The following is a 3,574-nucleotide window of genomic DNA, read 5'->3' as shown; positions in this document are numbered from 1 at the left end:
CCCGGCCGTCCGCCGCCGTCGTCGTCGGCGGGCACCACGATCCGTACGACGGCGGCGGCCGTGGGCCGCGGCGGCTACCGGCGGCTGACGGAGGGCGCGGGCTGGCCCCGTGCCGTACGCACCGAACTGGGCCCGGCCGGCCCGCGCCGCGCGGAGACGCGCACCCCGCTCACCGCGTTCGTGCAGCTCACCGACCTGCACATCGTGGACGTGCAGACACCGCTGCGCTCGGAGTACTTCCGCGAGCGCGCGGGCAACGGCTGGCGTCCGCAGGAGGCGCTGAGCGTGCCGGGCGCGGTCGCGCTCATCGAGCGGGTCAACTCGCTGACCGTCGGGCCCGCCACCGGGCTCGCCCTCGGCTGCGCCGTCACCACCGGCGACAACACCGACAACAACAGCTCGCTGGAGCTGGAGTGGTTCCTCACCGCGATGAGCGGCGGCCGGATCGTTCCCAACAGCGGCGACCCGGCGGCGTACGAGGGCGTGCAGAACAGCGGCGTCGACCGCTACTGGCACCCGCAGAGCCGGCTGCGCGACGCCGACAAGGCGCTGGGCTTCCCGCGCGTGGACGGCTATCTGGAGGCGGCGATCCGGGAGGTGACGAGCCCGGGGCTGCACCTGCCGTGGTACTCCACCGTCGGCAACCACGACCTGCTGCCCGGCGGCTGCTACGCGGCGCGGCAGCCGTTCTTCGCGGAGTACGCGGTCGGCGACCGGAAGCTGATGACGCTGCCGGAGTCGATCGCCGGGCCGCTGTTCGACACCCTGCGGTCGCACACCGACCCGCGGGGCGAGGCGTTCGCCGAGATGCTGCGGACGCAGCGGCGCCTGATGCGCACCGTCACGCCGGACGAGCGGCGGGTGCCGTTCACGGCGCACGAGTACGTGGCCGCGCACCTGCAGGGGCGCTTCGCCGGGGCGGGTCCCGTGGGCCACGGCTACACGGAGGCCAACCGGGAGTCCGGCGAGCTGTACTACGACTTCGCACTGAGCGGGACGGGCCCGGGCGTCGTCGGCATCAGCCTGGACACCACCGACCAGGGCGGCGACTACCGCGGCTCGCTGGGCACGGCGCAGCTGCGCTGGCTGGAGCGGAAGCTGACGGAGCACCGGAGCTCGTACGTCGTCGTCTTCAGCCACCACACCAGCAAGTCGATAGACAACATGACGCCGGACCCGTTCCGGCCGGACGACGAGCGGCACACGGGCGCGGAGCTGGTGGAGCTGCTGCTGGCCCACCGCAACGTGGTCGCGTGGGTGAACGGGCACAGCCACCGCAACGAGATCACCCCGCACGGCGGCGCCGACGGCGGGTTCTGGGAGGTCACCACGGCCTCGCACGTGGACTTCCCGCAGCTGGCGCGGGTGGTGGAGCTGGCGGACAACGGCGACGGGACGCTGTCGCTGTTCACGACGCTGATCGAGTCGGCGGCCCCGTACCGCACGGACGGCGCCGAACTCGGCCAGACGGGGCTGGCGTCGCTCTACCGCGAGCTGTCGCTCAACGCGCCCCACACCCCGCGCCGCCGCCCCCTCGCGGGCACGGAGACGGACCGCAACACGGAGCTGCTGCGCACCCGGTGACCCCGGCGGCCCCGCCGACCCGGGGGCGGTGCCCGCCGCACCGGCCCCGGGCCCGGCGCCCGGCCGGTGTGCCGGTCGCCGGTGCCGCTATGCGCCGGGGACGGGGGTGTTGAGCAGCTGCGTCTCCCAGGCGTACGCGACCCCGCCGCCGCCACCGTGCTGCGCGTTGACGTCCACGAGCGCCGGGATGGTCGCCTCCCGGGCCCAGTCGCGCTGCAGCTCACCCTGCACGGCGCCCCAGGTGATCGGCACCACGCCCGCCTGGACCAGGCGCCGTACGGCCATGTCGTGCGCTTCGGGCGAGACCCCGCCGGAGGCGTCGGTCACGACGTAGACGGCGTAGCCGTCGTCGAGGGCGTGCAGTGCCGGCATGGCCACGCAGATCTCCGTCCACAGGCCGGCGATGACCAGCTTCTTGCGCCCGGTCGCCCGGACGGCGTCCACCACGCGGCTGTCCTCCCAGGTGTTGATGAACGTCCGGTTGATCGGCTTCTGGTCCGGGAAGACGTCCTGCAGCCCCTGGATCAGGTAGCCGCCGCGCTCTTCGACGACGGTGGTCAGGATCGTCGGGATGCCGAACGCCTTGGCGGTCTTCGCCAGCCCGATGACGTTGTTGACGACCATCGTCGGTTCGTGGCTGTGGAGGTTGGCGAACTGGAACGGCTGGTGGTCGATCAGCACGAGGACGCTCTCCTCGGGGGTCAGCAGCGCGTCCAGTCCGGACTTCTCGGTGCTCATGGCGTATCTCCTAACGGAGTGGAGGGATCGACGGGACCGAGTGTCAGCGCCCGCCCGCCCCCGCCGCATCGGCCGGTCAATCGGTCGCCCGGCGACGGGCAGACCGGGCGGTAGACTCCGAACGGCCGCACCCCCGCGGCCAGGCGCGACTTCCGGGGTGGGGCATGGAACTGGTGGGCCGGCGCGCCGAGACCGCGGCCCTGGACCGGCTGCTGCACCGGGCGGCGCACGGCGCGGGCTCCGGGCTCGTGCTGTGGGGCGAGCCGGGTATCGGCAAGACCGCCCTCCTCGACCACGCCGCCGAGGCGGCGGCCGACGCCACGGTGCTGCGGTGCCGGGGCACCCGGATAGAGGCGGGGCTCGCGTTCGCGGCGCTGCACGAGCTGCTGTGGCCGGTGGCGGACCGGATGGACACGCTCCCCGCCGCGCAGGCCGCGGCGCTGCGCGGCGCGCTGGGGATGAGCCTGGACCCGGCCAACCGGTTCCTCATCGGCGCGGCCGTGCTGTCGCTGCTCTCCGGCCTGGCCCGGGAGCGGCCGGTGCTCGTCGTGGTGGACGACGCCCAGTGGGTCGACGAGGCGACCGCGCACTGCCTGGGCTTCGTCGCGCGGCGGGTACGGACCGACCCGGTCGTGGTGCTCCTGACCGGACACGAGAACCCCGCCTCGGGTCCGTGGGAGGGGCTGCCGGCGCTGGAGGTCGCGGGCCTGGCCGACGACGACGCCCGCCGGCTGGTCCACGCCGTCGTACCGGACGCCGACGAGGCGCTGGTCGAGCACACGGTCCGGACGGCGGGCGGCAACCCGCTGGCGCTGCACGAACTGCCCACCCTCACCCGTGGGGCCGCCGGCGAGGCGCGTCTCCCGCCGCCCGGGGAACCGGTGCGGGTCGGGCCGCGGCTGCGGCGGGCGTTCCGCGCGCGGGCCGAGGCCCTCAAGCCGCCGACGCGGGCGTTGCTGCTGCTGGCCGCCGCCGAGGACCGGGGCGAGCGCCGCGTCGTGCACCGTGCCGGGGCCGCCTGGGGCGTCGACATGTCCGCCTGGGACGAGGCCCTGAACTCCGGTCTGCTCCACGCCGCCGGCGACCGCCTGGAGTTCCGGCATCCGCTGATCCCGGCCGCCGTCTACGATGGCGCCCCCTTCCCGGAACGGCAGGCCGCGCACCGGGCGCTGGCCGCGGCCCTGCCGCCGGACGCCACCGCGGAACGGGCCTGGCACCTGGCGGCCGCCGCCGACGGGCCGGACGAGGACGT

Annotated in this window: 3 protein-coding genes; 2 read left to right on the top strand and 1 reads right to left on the bottom strand. The window is 75.0% G+C overall.

What is annotated here, in order from left to right; all coding sequences use genetic code 11:
- A partial coding sequence (locus ABD317_RS34700; protein WP_344295523.1) for a TIGR03767 family metallophosphoesterase occupies positions 1–1,584 on the top strand: 1,584 nt, incomplete at its 5' end.
- A gap of 87 nt (positions 1,585–1,671) precedes the next feature.
- Here the strand turns inward: ABD317_RS34700 and ABD317_RS34695 are convergent.
- Positions 1,672–2,322: a hydrolase gene (locus tag ABD317_RS34695; RefSeq protein WP_344295521.1), complete on the bottom strand. Its 651-nt coding sequence runs from the start codon at positions 2,320–2,322 to the stop codon at positions 1,672–1,674.
- A gap of 164 nt (positions 2,323–2,486) precedes the next feature.
- Between ABD317_RS34695 and ABD317_RS34690 the strand changes: the two genes are divergently transcribed.
- Positions 2,487–3,574: ATP-binding protein (locus ABD317_RS34690; RefSeq protein ID WP_344295519.1), on the top strand; the 1,088-nt coding region annotated here is incomplete at its 3' end.

It is taken from the genome of Streptomyces synnematoformans (assembly GCF_039531005.1).
GTDB classification, from domain to species: Bacteria; Actinomycetota; Actinomycetes; order Streptomycetales; family Streptomycetaceae; genus Streptomyces; species Streptomyces synnematoformans.
The sequence above is the reverse complement of the archived record's forward strand: the minus strand, read 5'-3'. Positions and strand labels throughout refer to the sequence as shown.

Excerpts from the sequence above, each read along its gene's own strand:
- ABD317_RS34695 (WP_344295521.1), bottom strand. The coding sequence starts at position 2,322 with ATGAGCACCGAGAAGTCCGGACTGGACGCGCTGCTGACCCCCGAGGAG.